At 70.2% G+C, this 14,219-nt stretch carries 16 protein-coding genes and 1 tRNA gene; 5 read left to right on the forward strand and 12 right to left on the reverse strand.

Translation table 11 applies throughout. The features are described from left to right. Positions 1-564 (forward strand): dihydrofolate reductase family protein, encoded by a 564-nt coding sequence (locus WBK31_RS35065; protein WP_406673804.1) that lies wholly within the window; start codon positions 1-3, stop codon positions 562-564. Position 565: 1 nt separating this feature from the next. On the opposite strand, the gene WBK31_RS35070 is transcribed toward WBK31_RS35065, so the two are convergent. From WBK31_RS35070 to WBK31_RS35085, 4 genes are all read right to left on the reverse strand, one after another. Beyond that, on the reverse strand, positions 566-796 hold the full coding sequence (locus WBK31_RS35070) for a hypothetical protein (protein WP_378785907.1): 231 nt from the start codon (positions 794-796) through the stop codon (positions 566-568). 364 nt (positions 797-1,160) lie between these two features. Then, positions 1,161-1,439 carry a hypothetical protein gene (locus tag WBK31_RS35075; RefSeq protein WP_406673805.1) on the reverse strand — a complete coding sequence of 93 codons (279 nt, stop codon included), beginning with the start codon at positions 1,437-1,439 and terminating at the stop codon, positions 1,161-1,163. A gap of 355 nt (positions 1,440-1,794) precedes the next feature. Further along, a tRNA-Ser gene (locus tag WBK31_RS35080) sits at positions 1,795-1,884 on the reverse strand. A gap of 215 nt (positions 1,885-2,099) precedes the next feature. Next, positions 2,100-2,663: a YceI family protein gene (locus tag WBK31_RS35085; RefSeq protein WP_364061777.1), complete on the reverse strand. Its 564-nt coding sequence runs from the start codon at positions 2,661-2,663 to the stop codon at positions 2,100-2,102. A gap of 96 nt (positions 2,664-2,759) precedes the next feature. On the opposite strand from WBK31_RS35085, the gene WBK31_RS35090 reads away from it, so the two are divergent. Beyond that, complete coding sequence (locus tag WBK31_RS35090; protein ID WP_364061774.1) at positions 2,760-3,266, forward strand: MarR family transcriptional regulator; 507 nt, start codon at positions 2,760-2,762, stop codon at positions 3,264-3,266. 83 nt (positions 3,267-3,349) lie between these two features. Here the strand turns inward: WBK31_RS35090 and WBK31_RS35095 are convergent, their stop codons facing one another. Continuing rightward, positions 3,350-3,844: a SigE family RNA polymerase sigma factor gene (locus tag WBK31_RS35095; protein ID WP_364061771.1), complete on the reverse strand. Its 495-nt coding sequence runs from the start codon at positions 3,842-3,844 to the stop codon at positions 3,350-3,352. A gap of 217 nt (positions 3,845-4,061) precedes the next feature. On the opposite strand from WBK31_RS35095, the gene WBK31_RS35100 reads away from it, so the two are divergent. Both WBK31_RS35100 and WBK31_RS35105 read left to right on the forward strand, forming a co-directional pair. Continuing rightward, complete coding sequence (locus WBK31_RS35100) at positions 4,062-5,009, forward strand: hypothetical protein (RefSeq protein WP_406673806.1); 948 nt, start codon at positions 4,062-4,064, stop codon at positions 5,007-5,009. Between the two features lie 121 nt (positions 5,010-5,130). Then, a complete protein-coding gene (locus WBK31_RS35105) occupies positions 5,131-5,805 on the forward strand; it encodes a MauE/DoxX family redox-associated membrane protein (RefSeq protein WP_406673807.1) in 675 nt (224 codons plus the stop codon). Between the two features lie 102 nt (positions 5,806-5,907). On the opposite strand, the gene WBK31_RS35110 is transcribed toward WBK31_RS35105, so the two are convergent. Continuing rightward, positions 5,908-7,089: an ATP-binding protein gene (locus WBK31_RS35110; RefSeq protein ID WP_364061762.1), complete on the reverse strand. Its 1,182-nt coding sequence runs from the start codon at positions 7,087-7,089 to the stop codon at positions 5,908-5,910. 310 nt (positions 7,090-7,399) lie between these two features. Between WBK31_RS35110 and WBK31_RS35115 the strand changes: the two genes are divergently transcribed. Next, positions 7,400-7,861, forward strand: a complete 462-nt coding sequence (locus WBK31_RS35115; RefSeq protein WP_364061759.1) for a MaoC family dehydratase — start codon at positions 7,400-7,402, stop codon at positions 7,859-7,861. Here the strand turns inward: WBK31_RS35115 and WBK31_RS35120 are convergent. The 6 genes from WBK31_RS35120 to WBK31_RS35145 all read right to left on the reverse strand — a co-directional run bounded on the left by WBK31_RS35120 (position 7,856) and on the right by WBK31_RS35145 (position 14,138). After that, the gene (locus WBK31_RS35120; protein WP_406673808.1) at positions 7,856-8,173 is read right to left on the reverse strand and encodes a hypothetical protein; all 318 of its coding nucleotides are present in this window, start codon (positions 8,171-8,173) and stop codon (positions 7,856-7,858) included. The two genes, WBK31_RS35115 and WBK31_RS35120, sit on opposite strands and share 6 nt — an antisense overlap. Beyond that, on the reverse strand, positions 8,170-9,705 hold the full coding sequence (locus tag WBK31_RS35125) for a radical SAM protein (RefSeq protein WP_364061753.1): 1,536 nt from the start codon (positions 9,703-9,705) through the stop codon (positions 8,170-8,172). The genes WBK31_RS35120 and WBK31_RS35125 overlap by 4 nt, the downstream gene beginning before the upstream one ends. Positions 9,706-9,746: 41 nt before the next feature. Next, positions 9,747-10,478 carry a prolipoprotein diacylglyceryl transferase family protein gene (locus WBK31_RS35130; protein WP_364061750.1) on the reverse strand — a complete coding sequence of 244 codons (732 nt, stop codon included), beginning with the start codon at positions 10,476-10,478 and terminating at the stop codon, positions 9,747-9,749. A 1-nt stretch (position 10,479) separates the two neighbouring features. Continuing rightward, positions 10,480-11,781: a hypothetical protein gene (locus tag WBK31_RS35135; RefSeq protein WP_406673809.1), complete on the reverse strand. Its 1,302-nt coding sequence runs from the start codon at positions 11,779-11,781 to the stop codon at positions 10,480-10,482. Between the two features lie 211 nt (positions 11,782-11,992). Beyond that, positions 11,993-12,637 (reverse strand): response regulator transcription factor, encoded by a 645-nt coding sequence (locus WBK31_RS35140; protein ID WP_364061744.1) that lies wholly within the window; start codon positions 12,635-12,637, stop codon positions 11,993-11,995. A gap of 76 nt (positions 12,638-12,713) precedes the next feature. Further along, on the reverse strand, positions 12,714-14,138 hold the full coding sequence (locus tag WBK31_RS35145) for a sensor histidine kinase (RefSeq protein ID WP_406673810.1): 1,425 nt from the start codon (positions 14,136-14,138) through the stop codon (positions 12,714-12,716). Between the last annotated feature and the right edge of the window lie 81 nt (positions 14,139-14,219).

Genomic DNA, 14,219 nt, shown 5'->3' on the forward strand with positions numbered 1-14,219 from the left:
ATGCGGAAACTGATAGCGACGGTCTTCAACTACTCCCTCGACGGCCTGCTCGCCGACCAGGACACCGACTTCTGGGAGTTCTGCTTCGGCCTGCCGGAGAACCTCCGGCCCGACGGTCAGGCCCACCTCGAGTTCCTGCGCGGCGCCTACGCCCACGTCATGGGCCGCACCACGTACGAGGGCACGTCCAAGGCCATGATGACCTCCCCCGACCACCCCTTCTCCGACCTCCTGACCAGCGGCCGCAAGGTCGTCTTCTCCAGGACGATGCAGACGGCCGACTGGGCGAACACCACGATCGTCGCCGGCGACACCACAGAAGAGATCGACAAGCTGCGGCAGGGCGGCGACGGCTACATCATCGTCTGGGGCGGCGTCCGCCTCTGGCACTCCCTCATGCAGCGGGACCTGCTCGACGAGCTGCACGTGAGCCTGTTCCCGTACGTCGCGGGCGAAGGCACCCGCCTCTTCAACGGCGTCCCGAAGTCGTACGAGCTGGAGCTGATCTCCAGCACACCGTCTGAGAGCGGGATCGTCGACCTGCGGTACCGGCGACCCCGCTGACTCAGGAGGCCACTGACGTACGGGCTACTCCGAAGGGGTTGTCGACCCCCGTGGCGTAGACGTGGCGCGGCCGAACCGTGATCGGCACCCCGAGCGGCGTACGGAGCGCAGACGGCCCTGAGGGCTCCTGGGCCGCCCGCGCGGGCGCGGCGGCGGACGGGGCGGCGTTCGCGGCCACGCAGCCGACGGCGATCCCGTCGAAGAAGTCGCGGCGGGAAATGGGAACATCCATGCGGCCGCCGCCTCGGCCCCGTCCTGCAAGCCCTCTGGGACTGGGGCTCAGCCGCTCCGACGAGGGGGCTCGATGACGCCCAACGCGACTAGAAAGCCATCGCCACGGGCAAGCGACATCCGCCGGTAGCGTCCAGAACGCAGGCGGGCACGTATGGGACGTCACCAGCTCTTGGAGCAGGACAAGAGCCATCTCCCATTCGTCGTGCTCCAGGTGATCGAGCACATCGCCCACACCGGCACCGAACTCGGCCCGTACGTCGGCGGAGCACAGCCGAGCGGCCCTCAGGAGAAGATCCTCAGGTCGGTGTCGGCGGACGCAGCGTTCAATCGCGGTCGGCGGACGCAGCATTCAGACGCAGCATTCAATCGCGGCGGCGTTCCGTCCGGACCCGCCGGCGGAACTCACCGAGCCACCCGGCCACCTGCTCGTCGTCGTGCAAGTAATCCCCATCGGGGCCGGAGCGCAAGTCGACGCCGCAGAGATGCATCAACGCCTCCCACACCGGCTCGTCGTCCCCCTCGGCCATGTCGGCGGCCACGAACCGCGCCGCCCACCGGTCCACTTCTTCCCGGGTCATGTCACCCCGGAGCAGCCCCTCGAACCGGGCTTCGACCTCCGCGCGCGTCGGTAGCGCCACCATGGCACGCATGCTCCCACGCCCTCGCACGCAGAATCACCCGGTTCACGCTCGCGAGCATGCCCGTCCCCCGGCCGGCTCCCTCCCGCGCTCCTGGCTCTCCTACGGGCCCACAGGAAGGTCCAGGCGGCCGAACGGCTCAGAACTGGGGACAAGTGGACAGATCACGATCTGGTCTTCGCAACGAAGCTCGGCGGCCTGATCGAGCGCACGGAGTGGCGACCCCTCCAGATGAAGGACGCCGGTGAGCGGATGGGCGCCGCGCTCTGGGGATCGTCCTGAGGACAACGGCACCTCTGATGCTCGCAAAGATCAAAGAGGCCCTTCCCCGGCTGCCCGGGGAAGGGCCTCTCACGTGCGGAGGATGAGGGATTTGAACCCTCGATGGGCGGTAAGCCCAAACCGCATTAGCAGTGCGGCGCCATAGACCTGACTAGGCGAATCCTCCTGGAAGCCAGTGCGGCTCAGCACAGCGTACCGGCCTTCCGGCGAGGCGGCAAAGCGATTGCTCCGCGGGCCTCCATCACAAGTTATCAACAGGCTGTGGGTAACTGCCTGTGGATGAAGCCCGCCCAGTGTTGAGGCGGGCTTCAGGGCTGTGGATAACTGAGTTTTCCACAGGGATCCCCCGGGGGTTCAACGCCCCCGTACGCCCAAAGAAGGTCAGGCGGCCGGGTTGGCCTCGCCCTCGATCTCCACCTTGACCTTCTTGCCCACCAGCACGCCGCCGGTCTCCAGCGTCTGGTTCCAGGTCAGGCCGAAGTCCTCGCGGTCGAACTCCGTGGTGATGGAGAAGCCCCACACGGCCTGGCCCCACGGGTTGGTGCCCGCGCCGCCGTACTCGACCTTGAGCTCCACCTCGCGGGTGACGTCGCGGATGGTGAGGTCGCCCACGACGGTGAACTCGTCGCCCGAGTGGCCGGTCACGCGGGTGCTGCGGAACGTGATGTTCGGGTACTTCTCAACCGACAGGAAGTCGTCACCGCGCAGGTGGCCGTCGCGGTCGGCGACGCCGGTGTGGATGCTGGCGGCCTCAATGGTCAGCTCGGCGGAGGACTCGAGCGGGTTCTCGGCGATCGTGACAGAACCGCTGAACTTGCCGAAGTGGCCGCGGACCTTGCTGACCATCATGTGCTTGACCACGAAACCGATGGTCGTGTGGGCTACGTCAATGGTGTAGGTACCGGCGGCGGGGATGGTCAGGGACTCCCAGGTACGGGTGGTCATCGGATCTCCTTGGATGGAAAGTTGCTGCGTGGATTACTGCGGCAACGATTGTCTACCTGAGGAATATTCCTCTCGTCAACTATCGTCGGCTAAGGTATGAGTGTGATGAACGTGGACGACCCTCGGGTGACGGCGATCGGACTGCTGCACGAAGTGCACGAGGGCTTGATGGAGCGCTTCGCGCCAGTGATCAATGCCGCGGGGTTGTCGGACGTCGACTTCGAGACACTGATCCGCCTGGCGCGCTCCTCCGGCGAACGGCTGCGCATGTCCGACCTGGCCGCTCAGACCGGGCTGTCCACCAGCGGGGTGACCAGGGTCGTCGATCGCCTCGAACGCGAGGGCCTGGTCCGCAGGGAGGCCTGCGCCACCGACCGCCGGGCCTCGTACGCCGCGCTCACCGACGCCGGACGCGAGCGGCTGGAGAACGTGCTGCCCAAGCACGTACAGGACATCGAGGACTCCTTCACCGGGCTGCTCGGCAAGGAGGAGCTGGAGGCGTTCCTGGGCAGTCTGCGCAAGATCCGGCAGGTCGTACGGCCGTGCGCCACCGCCGGCATCCCGGCAGGCACCGCTGACGCCGGCTCGTCGGTCCACTCCTGAGCCTCCGCCATGCGGAGCCGCTCCTGAGCCGTCGCCATTCGGCCCGAGCCCGCCGCACCCGCCCCCAGGCGAAGCGAACCCGCCTAGCCCGTCAGCGCGTTCCTCAGCTTGGCCATCGCGCGCGACACCGTGCTCTTGACCGTCCCCACGCTGATCCCGAGCGTCTTGGCGATCTCCGGCTCGGTCATGTCCTCGTAGTAGCGCAGCACGATCGCGGCGCGCATGCGTTCGGGCAGCTCGCGCAGCGCCTGTTCGAGCGCCTCGTGCAGCTCACCGCCCTGCTCGTGGTGCTGGTGGTGGACGACGACCTCGGGCAGCTCGGCGGAGGGGTACTCCTCCAGCCTGCGCCGCCGCCACTGCGAGATGTTGATGTTGACCATGGCCCGCCGCACGTAGCCGTCCAGCGCGCCCCTGTCCTCGATGCGGTCCCATGCGAAGTACGTCTTGGTGAGCGCGTTCTGCAGCAGGTCCTCCGCGTCGAGCGGGTGCCCGGTGAGCTGGTGCGCCTGGCGCAGCAGAGCGGGACCGCGCGCCCTCACGTACTCGCGGAACTCGTCTTCCCAGCCGGTGGTCTGCATCGTGGCCAGAATCGCAGCCTGATGCCCTTTTGTGCCCGAACCGCAATTCAGGTTTCGGCCCACCGCAGACAAAGGTAGGTCAAGGTTGGTGGCGGTTTGTACGACGCCGTAGGTGAAGGCACTTCCCCTGGGATGCGTATTTTGCTCTCATCCAGCCTCCACGGCGTGACCAGCCTTGGAATCGTGTGACCCTAGTACCCGAGGCGAGGGAGGGCGGATGGGCTATCCGAGCGTTGAGCGCCGCAGGGTGCTCGCCGCGGCGGCGCTCGGCCGTGAGGGAGGCGTTCCCGGCCCCGAGGCGGGCACCGGCGAGCCGCTTCGGGCCGTGGTCGGCGAGGTGCTCGACGTCAGCCCGCACCTGATCACCATCGAGACCCCCGGCGGCGGCGAAGAGCGCCTGGTGATCGCGCCCTGGGCCACCGCCTGGCACGGCGCGGAGGTGGCGCCCGCCGACGTGCCCGTGGGCTCCATGGTGCTCATGCGGGCGATGCGCGACGGGCGCGTGGTCGAGCGCATCTGGGTCGACACCACCCGCATCACGGGGACCATCCTGTCCATCGAAGGCCGCAGAGACCTCACCGTCGAGCTCGACTGCGGCCCGCACCGCGGACACCGTACGGTCGTCATCCCCTACCGCGCCTCCGGCCGGCTCCAGGTGCGCCATCCCAGGTTCGAGCCCGGCTACCTGTTCGACGCGATCGGCATCCGGCAGGACGGCGCGGGCCTCGCGCTGCTGCCCGCCACCTCGCAGCCGCCTTACCCGGCGCGGGCGGTGCCGCCTCCGCCCCCGGCGTACGCGGGCGCGCAGTCGCGCATCGCGGGCACGGCCACCTGGTCCGACACGTTCGACGAGGAGGAGCGCGGCGCCGCCTACCCCATGCTGGAGCGCTCCGACGCGGGCTGCCCGCAGGCGGGGGTGTCGTGCGCGGGCCTGCCGTACCTGTCGCTCGGCTCCCTGCTGCGGGTGCGTAACGTGTGCACCAACCGTTCGGCCAACGTGCCAGTGGTGGCGTGCGGGTGCGTGGCGGGGCGGTTCTGCGACCGGTGTGTCGAGTGCGACACCTCGCCGCGCGGGCGGATCGCGGAGCTTTCACCCACCTCGTACGTCGAGCTCGGCGGCGACCTGGTCAAAGGGTGCTTCAATGCGCAGATCGGATTGGGGTGACGTTGGTGCTTGAATCACAGCTTCCGCTCCTGATCGTCATGCTCCTGCTGGGCACGGTGGCGAAGGTGGGCACCGTGACCTCGGGCCGCGAGCCCGGGTCGCTGTCGAGGCTGGGCCGGCGGTGCTGGTGCCGGGGCGCATGCAGGTCCCGGCGTTGCTGCTGTGCGCGGTGGGCGAGCTGGTGCTGGCCGCAGGGCTGCTGGTGACCACGCATCCGCTGTTCCGGTGGGGCACGGTGGCGTTCTTCGCGCTGTCCACGTACGTGCTCCTTGAGCTGCGCAGGAGGCGGCCGGACGCGGGCTGCGGCTGCTTCGGCGAGGTCAGCTCGGCGCCGGTGGGGCTGCGCTCGATCGGCCGCACGGTGGTGCTGACCGGCATGGCGTTGATGTCGGTATGGTCGCCGGTGACGGGCTGGGTGGCGGCCTTCCAGCTGTCCTGGTACGCCGCCGCCGGTGTGGCCCTGCTCGTGCTGCTGTCGCCCGAGATCGAGGAGCTGATCGACCGCGTACGCTTCCGCGCCCCCTGCGAGCAGCGCCGCGGCCCCGCCGAGTCGGTCACGCTGTCGCGGCTCAGGTCGAGCGGCGTATGGCGGGCCAACAAGGAGACGCTGACGTCGGCCGAGCCGTACGACTCGTGGCGGGAGCTGTGCTGGCGGTTCTTCGCCTTCCGCAACCACGACGGCGACGACGTGGTCTTCGCGGTCTATCTCAGCGGGCGGCGGCCTGCGGTGCGGATGGCCGTGGTCAGCGCGGAGGGCAGCGAGCCTCTTACGGAATATACGACGGTATCGGCCTGACGCTAGAAAGCGTTAGATTCCGCTCGACAGGCATGGCGATATGACTCTATTGGGCTGTCTAGCTTCCCCACTAGACAGCCCAATAGAGGTCTAGGGGCGCGCTCAGATGGGCTGGGCGCGCAGGAACTTGCCGAAGTGCGGCACCGTGAACGCGATCTGGCCGCGCTCGGCGCTGTAGATGAGCCCTTTCTTGATGAGGCTGTCACGGGCGGGCGAGAGGCTGGACGGCTTGCGCCCCAGCGCCTCTGCCACCTCCGCGGTCGCGACCGGCTCGTCGCCGATCTGCGCCATGGCGTGCATGTAGTCGCGCTCGGCCGGGGTGGCCCGCTCGTAGCGGCTGCCGAAGAAGCCGACCGCCAGCTCCTCCTCGGCCTCGGGGGCGGAGACCTTGACGTCTTCGAGGGTGATCGGGCTGCGCGGCGCGAGGTCCCAGGCGACCTTGCCGTACGCCTGCACGAAGTAGGGGTAGCCGTCGGCGGCCTCGTAGAGAGCGTCGAGCGCCTCGGGGGTGAACTCCACTCCCTCCTCGCGGGCCGGCAGGATCAGCGCGAGATCGGCCGCCTCGCGGTCGAGCTTGTCGATGCGCGCGTACCGGAAGAGCCGCTCGGAGTAGCTCTTGCTCGCCGACAGCACGCTCGGCAGGTGCGGCAGCCCGGCGCCAACCACGATCAGCGGCCCGCCCGACTGCGACAGCTCGTGGCAGGCGGCGCAGAGCGCGGAGACGTCGGCGGGCTGGACGTCTTGCATCTCGTCGATGAACAGCGCGATGCCCACCCCCAGGTCGGTGGCCACGCTCGCCGCGTCGACGAAGAGCTCGGTGAGGTCGATCTCAAGGTCACCGGAGTCGGCGCGCCCGCGGCTGGCGGGCACCTCGATGCCGGGCGACCAGTGCGAGGTGCCCTTGGCCGCGGACGGGTCGCGCATCGCGAACGCCTTGAGCACGCCGAGGAACTCCTCGATGCGCTCGGGCGCGCGGTGACGCGGCGCCAGCTCGCGGATGGCCATGTGGAGGGCGGCGGCCACCGGCCGCCTGATCGACTGGTCGGGCCGGGCCTCGATCTTGCCCGTGCCCCACAGCCGCTGCATGGCCATGGACTTGAACGTGTTGAGCAGGACGGTCTTGCCGACTCCCCGCAGGCCGGTCACGACCATGCTGCGCTCGGGACGGCCACGGGCCACCCGCTCCAGCACGACCTCGAACTGCTGCAGCTCGCGATCGCGCCCGGCGAGCTCCGGCGGTCGCTGCCCGGCGCCGGGAGCGTAGGGGTTTCGCACAGGGTCCACGCTCTCGGACTTTATTGCCGGATATAGCGGCCGTCTTAGATTTGGGAAGAAAGTGCTACGGCGTGTCCGAGCAGGGGCGGGCGCGCACACCGTCATCGGACACATCCCCTCTCACCAGGCCGAACCTCTGTTCGATTGCGATACCCAAGACTGTAGCGCGGACTCGAACACAGATGCGATGGTTTCGAGTAAAGATCTTGGGAACACCCGGAGCCCCGGGTTATCCGGCCCCGTTTCCGGCGCGTCGCGCCCTCCCGGCGGCGTACGGGGAGTTGGCAGCCGTACCGCCCGCGCAATAGCGTTCGTGGCCATGCGGACCTTCGCGAACGTACAGGAACTCAAGGCGGCCGTCGGCGAGACGTTCGGCCCGACCGAGTGGCGCACCATCACCCAGGAGCAGGTCAACACCTTCGCCGACGCCACCGACGACCACCAGTGGATCCACGTCGACGTGGAGCGGGCCAAGGAGGGGCCGTTCGGCGGCACCATCGCCCACGGCTACCTGACGCTGTCGCTGCTGCCCTCGTTCATGTTCTCCATGGTCAAGGTGGAGGGCATCCAGATGGGCGTCAACTTCGGCCTCAACAAGGTACGTTTCCCCCGCCACGTGCCGGTCGGCGCACGCGTGCGCGCGGTCGGCGAGCTGACCGACGTCAAGGGCACCCCGGCCGGCTACCTGGCCAGCTTGAAGATGACGATCGAGATCGAGGGCGAGAAGCGGCCCGCCTGCGTCGCCGAGACCCTCAGCCTGTACGTCCCCGCGGAGTCATAGGAATCCCACGACGATGGCCGCCAGCGCGACCAGGCCGATGAGCCCGAGGTAGGCCAGCACGAGCCGGGTGTCCCGGAGGAAGCACTTGCTCCTGGACAGCCCCGCTCGCCTGGCCCGCCAATCGCCGGCGAACCCCAGCGCCGCGAAGCCCAGCACCGCCCAGGGGCCGAGCAGCCAGGCCAGGAGGGCGACGGTCGCGTACACGCACAGGCGCAGCGGATCGTACGGCTGCGCCCCCGACCCCCGCGCACCCCCCGATCCCTGCGCACCCGCCGACCCTTGCACCCCCGCCGGGCCCTGCGCCCCGTTCACCGCGGCGTCCCCTGTGGCTCGGTCACCGGCGCCACCACCGGCAGGCGCCGGCCCTCGGGCATCCGCGCCACCGCCGACAGCCGCTGACGCGAAAGCTGCGGCCAGGCCTGCACCGCGCAGAACGGCGCGCACTGGTCCTGCTCGCCGCGCGTCCCCACATGCACGCAGCACTGCGTGAGCCGTTCCTCGATCATCGTCGACAGGTCCATGAACGGCTTGATCGTGATCCGCACCACCCGCTCGCCCAGCATCCTGCGCAGCTTCTTGCGCCGTCCCGGCAGCGCCGACGAGGCCAGCGTGAGCAGGGTGGAGATGCCGAGGTCGCAGTTCTCGCAGATGGTCCGCCACAGGTCGCCGATCTGCGGATGCGACAGCGACGACTGCTCCGACAGCAGCCCGAGCAGCGACTCCTGTACGGCCAGGCGCAGCTCGCGCGGGATCTCGGTGTCGGCGATGCGGTTGGAGACCAGGCCGAGGTTCGCCTTGAGCCGGTCGTGTCCGATCAGCGCGGTCAGCGAGCGCCACTCACCCGCGTCGTCGCGCAGCATGTAGCCGACCGAGCAGCAGTGCGGGTGGGAGCAGGGCAGCGCGGTGAGGTCGCGCCAGGTCACCAGCCCGCCGGTCTGCGGGCCAAGGCGCTTGAGCACGCCGGTGTGGGTGAGCCGGTCGTTGGGGTCGATGGCGCCCGACCTGCCGGAGCCGAACTGGGGTTGCAGCGAGACGCCCCCGACGTACGGGGTGTCCAGCGCCATGCGTACGACGTCGCCGATCTCCCCGTCGTTCACGCCGAGCGCGGCGGTCATGACGAGCGTGGTGAAAATCTCGCGCTCCGACAGCCGGCGTACGGCGTCCGCCTTGATCCTGGTCAGGTCGCCGCCGCGGTGGTGCCGGGACGCCTCGGCCGACGTGCCGTCGTACTGGAGATAGACCTCCACCCGCTCCCTGTGCTCGGTGAGCAGGTCGAGCAGCGCGTCGTCCCTGGCGATGAGCACGCCGTTGGTGTTGACGAGGATGCGGGTGATCGGGCGGGCGGTCAGCTCGGCGAGCAGCGTCTTGAGCTCGGGGTGCAGCGTGGGCTCGCCGCCGCTGAGCATGAGGACGTCGAGCTTGCCGTTCTCGCGCGCAAGACGCTGGTCGACGTTGGCCAGCACGTCCGCGACGGGGACGACGCCGGTCAGGTCGGGCGAGCTGTCGGCGAAGCAGGTGGGGCAGCGCAGGTTGCAGGTCTCGGCGATGTCCTCCAGGAGGATGCAGGTGTGCTGCGTCTGCATCTCCGGCAGGCCCTGGAGGTAGGCGGAGGGGATGGGCAGGAAGTTCCCCGGCGTGTCGGGGATGTGCTGCTTGGTGGGGGCGGTCCATTCCTCCAGGTACGCGAGGATCTCCGGGTCCTCGTCGTACAGGGTGCGGATGAAGCCGTGCTCGCGGCAGCCGCGTTCGAGCCAGACCTTGCCGTCCCGCTCGGCCAGGTACCCGCTCAGCCGCTCGACCTCCGCCAGGTCGCGGCCGTGACAGCTCGGACAGAACGCGTTCACGTACCGCAGGATGCGATCGCCACGAAGCCCCATACCAGCACTCATGTCATGACCTCCCGCCTGAAAAGGGCATCGTAGTAACCGCGCCGCCAGCCGTACGCGAGCCGCACCCCGAGCAGCACCATGCCCGGGATGAGGAACCACTGGGGCCTGGTGAGATCGAGCCACACGGTCTCGTTCGCCCTGGTGAACTCCACGAAGAAGCGGAAGACCGCGTAACCCGCCAGGTAGAGCGTGAACAGCTCCCCCGGCTGCGTGATCCTGTGACGCGCCCAGCGCAACGCCACGAACGCGGCGAGCTGGAAGATGATCTCGTAGATGAACGACGGGTGCATCGCCTCGCCGGTCAGGCATCCCGGGCATTCCGGCGTCGTCGGCGGCGCGTGCACGCCCCACGGAAGGTCCGTCGGCCGGCCCGGCGCCTCCGTCAGATGGCAACCGATGCGGCCCACCGCCATCCCGAGCGCCACCGCCGGGGCGAACAGGTCACCCGTGCGCTGCTTGTAGCCGATGATCCGCTTGGCCACCAGCACGCCGGCGTACGCGCCGGTCAGACCGCCCAGGATGCTGCGCGAGCCGTACAGCCACAGGTCCTTCACATTCAGGGTCTCCATCCAGCCCGCGAGCCGCATCCCGATCGCGCCGCCCACCAGCGCCCCGGCCACCGCCACAAGGGACTGCTCGTTGAGGGCGCCCCTGCTGCGCGCCTCGCGTACGAACACGATCCCGGCCACCAGCACCCCGAGGCCGACGAAGATCTCGTGGTACGGCATGTCAGGTGTACAGGTCCGGATTGAGGCCCGTGCAGAAGCCCGCCGACATGATCGACCACAGCGCCCACCCGACCATCAGCCCCAGGCCCAGGCCCCGCGCCCACGGCCTGCGCACGAAGCACAGCCCGATGCCCGCCACCAGGCCGACGGCGGCCAGGATCACGGTGCCGGCGATCACGTACGGGTTGGAGTTGCCCTCGGCGTTCAGGGCGGCGAAGAAGACGAAGAAGCCGATGACCGCGTTGAGGACGCTGTAGATGGCCAGGCCGGCGAAGAAGAAGGCCACCACGACGCCCGCCTTGTTGCTCGCCGTGGGCGGGGGTGGCGGGGGGCCGAAGGTGGGCGGCGGGAACTGCCCGCCCGGCGGCGGGCCTCCGTACGGGCCCTGGCCTTGCGGGTTGTACGGCTGGCCTGAGGGCGTGGGGCCGCCGTACTGCGGCTGGCCTTCGTGCGGTGACTGGCCGGGCGGCGTGGCTCCGTACGGCTGCCGGCCGCCGTAGGGCGGCTGCCCCTGGCCGGTCTGCGCATGACCGCTTTCAGGCCCGTACGGCGGCTGCCCGGGGCCGGTTGCCCCAGGCTGCGCATAACCGCCTCCAGGCCCGTACGGCGGCTGCCCGGCGAACCCGCCCTCGTACTGCGGACCGCTGCGGCCCTGCGGCGGCTCGGGGCGCAGCGGGTAGGCGTTGTCGGGCGGCACGAACGTCGGCCGCCCAGCCCCCGCGGGCACGTCCGACGACCGCCCGGCGCCCGAGAACGCCTCCGACGACTGCCCAGGCTCTTCGTGACCCGCCTCCCCTTCACCCGACGCCTCGGGCTGCCGGTCCCCGTCGCCCGGCGTCTCACCGCCCTGCGCCCCCTGGCGCGACTCCCCAGCCTCGGCTGCACTCGCGCGCGGCTTACCCACACCCCACGTGTCTTCGTCCGGCAGCGGCATCGGCCTCGGGACACCGGACGGAGGCGGGATGGCGGCGGGCGTACCGGTGGGCGGCGGCATCATGATCGGCCGGCCGCTTGGAGCCGGCGGCACCGGCTGCCCACCGGGCGGCTCGGCACTGGGAGGCGGCTTGATCACCGACCCGTCCGGCGGAGGCAGGAACTGCGGCTGCTCAGCAGGCACCCCGTCCTCACCCGGCTGACCGCCCGACACGCCCTCACCCGGCTGACCGCCCGACATGCCCTCTTGGCCCGGCTGTCCGGGCGGCTGCATGTCGCGCGGCGGCATGTCACGCTGCGCCGGCTCGGCATCCCCCTGCCCCGGCTGCTCGGGCTCCTCGTCAGGCCCCGGCGGCGGTGTCGTGGTCATCGGCTCGGTCCACCCCCCTAGTCGTCACGATCAGACCAATCGCCATGATCGGACCCGGCATCCGCAAGCGACGTCCGGTCAACGCCTTCACCGCCCGCTCACGACGGCGGCGAGCCCGTACCGCATGAAGCCGGGCGCCGACGACGACCAGGACAGCAACGACAAAACGCTCACCCCGCACACCCTACGGCCCAACAGTCCACTTGCCCCGTTACGCACCCTCCGAGTAATAGATCGCCGCCTGAACGCGGCTCTTCAGCCCCAGCTTGTTGAGCACCCGGCTCACATGCGTCTTCGTGGTGGCCTCCGCCATGTCGAGCTCCCGGGCGATCTCAGCGTTGGACAGCCCCCGGCCGATGCAGGCGAGCACCTCGCGTTCGCGCGGGGTCAGCGCGGCCAGGTCCGCACCGCCCTCGGGCTTGCGCGCCGGTGCCGGCGCCTGCTCGGCGAATGCGGCGATCAGCTTCCGCGTCACCCCGGGCGAGATGAGCCCGTCACCACGCGCCACCACGCGTACGGCCTCCACCAGGGAATCGGCGTCCGTGTTCTTCAGCAGGAACCCGGCCGCGCCCGCCCGCAACGCCCCGAACACGTACTCGTCCACATCGAACGTGGTGAGGATCAGCACGTCACAGACCCCGGCGAGCTCGCGGGTGGCGGAGATGCCGTCGAGACGCGGCATCCGTATGTCCATCAACACGACGTCGGGCCGCAGCTCCTTGGCCATGGCCACGGCCTCCACCCCGTCGGCGGCCTCGCCCACGACCTCGATGTCCTCGGCTCCCTCCAGGATCAGCACGATGCCGACCCTGACCGCCGCGTGATCGTCAGCGACCAGCACCCGTACAGCCACCATCCACCTCCACCGCAAGTCGAAGGAACCCCATCACCGAATCCCGCCACCGGAAGCCGCCCCGACCTCGGCGTCCGGATCAGCAGGCAGCACGGCCATCACCCGCCACCACTGCCCGCCGGCGCTGTTCGCAGCAGCCGCCGCCGCATCGCCCGCCGCCGCACCGCCCGCGGCCGAACCCTCCGCTGCAGCCGGCCGCACCCGTCACCGACCCTGCTGAGCCCGCCGTCCGGCCCTCCAGATGGCCTGTCACCGGCCCCGCCCCCGGGCCGACCGCAGGATTCGCCGCCGAGCCCACAGCGGACTCGGAAACCGCCCCCTCAGCCGCCCCTTCCGACGGACCCGCCGACGGACCCGTGGCAGACCCGGCCGCCGCCGGCCCCGTAACAGGACCGGCCTCGAAGGACCCGCCCACCAGCGAGGCCCGTTCCCGCATCCCGACCAGCCCGGCTCCGACACCGAGCAGGCCCTCTACCCCTCTCGCCCGGCCTTCGCCGCCGATCCGGTTCTCCACGCGCAAGGCGACCTGCCCGCCCCCGTTGCCGCCCTCGTACGAGATCAGCACCCGCACCGGCGACTCCCCATGCTTCATGGCGTTGGTGAGTGCCTCCTGGAGGATGCGGTAGCCGGCCAGGTCAACGGCGGCGGGCAGCTCCCGCGGCTCCCCCTCGACCCGCGCGTCCACCGACATCCCCGCCTGACGCGCCCGGTCGATGAGGGTCTGGGCGTCGGCCAGCCGGGGACGCGTGGCCTCGCCCTCCCCGTCGTCGCCCTCCTGCCGCAGCAGCCCGATCATGGCCCGCATCTCGGCCATGCCCTTGACGCTGTTCTCGCGTACGGACTCCATGATCGATCGCACCGTCTTGGCGTCGAGATCCTTGCGGGACAGCGCGGCCGTGGACTGGATGGCGATGGCGCTGAAGTGGTTGGCGATCAGGTCGTGGAGCTCGCGGGCCATCCGCGTACGCTCCGACGTGACGGCCGCCTGCCGGTCCAGCTCGGCGAGGCGGGCGACCTGCTCGGCCCGCGCCCGTTCCGCCGCCGCCCGGTCACGGTGCTCGCGCAGCACCAGCGCCGTCGTGACCGGCGTGATGAGCACGAGCCCCGCCTGGATGCCCATGACGGCCAGCGTCCGCCAGTCAGAGTCGAGGATCCCGGCCAGCGCCCCCGCCACGACCGCCAGCACGGAACAGATGCCCAGCAGCACGCGGGCGAAGCGGGCGGGACCGTAGAGCGCGGCGGCGTACAGGTTGTCGGTGAACACCAGCACCGTCCCCAGGGACGGCCCCACGAACCCGTCGATCGTCACCCCCACCACGCCCAGCGCCAGCGAGGCGAGCGGCGCCCGCTGCCGCACCAGCACCCCCGCACAGGTGAACGCCAGCGGCACCACCAGCACCCACGAGGGCACGCCACGGGGCAGGTAGGCATTGCCCACGATCAGCAACACGCCGGTCGCGAAGGCCACCACAGCCCCCAACACCACTCGCCACATGCCTTCCATCCCACCACCTCCCACCGCCCCTGACCTCCTGCGAAGGTCCGCCTGTGAATACACCCTTCGATGTATCCACAGCCCGAAGCC

The sequence above is a fragment of the Nonomuraea sp. N2-4H genome, from assembly GCF_045291505.1.
Classification (GTDB): Bacteria; Actinomycetota; Actinomycetes; order Streptosporangiales; family Streptosporangiaceae; genus Nonomuraea; species Nonomuraea fastidiosa.